General features: G+C 34.5%; 1 pseudogene. It reads right to left on the minus strand.

Annotated elements, in window-relative coordinates:
- A pseudogene (locus SB717_RS33375) lies at positions 1-535 on the minus strand (transposase); the annotation flags it as partial.
- Positions 536-667: the final 132 nt, after the last annotated feature.

Genomic DNA, 667 nt, shown 5'->3' on the forward strand with positions numbered 1-667 from the left:
TGCCTTAATTCATAGACTACTTGCGCTTTGTCTTGTTTTGTGATTTTTCCTTGTTTTGAACTAAGGCATTTAACTTTTTTAAGTACTCATTTTCCATCTCAAGCTGTTTAATGCGTGCTTCAAGTGCTTCGACTGACCCTTTAGCTAAAGGTTGTTTTAATTGTTTATTTGAATCTTTTTTCATGGATGGACGCCCCTTTTTCTTAGATTGAAGGGCATCAATTCCTTGTGTTTCGAGCTGTTTTTTCCAAACAGAAATCGTTGAAGGGGCAGGAATATTAAAGATAGCTGCCGTCTCAAATAAGGACATACCGTTTTCAATCATAAAGTTTAGTACGTCTAGTTTAAATTGTTGTGTGTAATTTGTACATCGTTTTAGAAAAGCTTCCAGACCATTCTGTTTATATTGGTTTACCCAATTCAAAATGATTGTGTCACTTATACCGAGCGATCTACCCATTTCTCGATAACTTTCATTTCCGTTCAAACAACGTAGAACGATTTGTATTTTTTCATCAGCTGTAAATTTAGCCATAGAAAAACTGCACCTCCAATTGTTAGACTGTGTCTAACAATTGGGGTGCAGTTCATAGATGACTTTTAGAACGCTCTTTTACTATTAAATTAAATAGAGAAGAATAAGAAAAGTGGTACTTACATATAGTAG

Source organism: Priestia sp. SIMBA_032 (assembly GCF_046535215.1).
Taxonomy (GTDB): Bacteria; Bacillota; Bacilli; order Bacillales; family Bacillaceae_H; genus Priestia; species Priestia aryabhattai.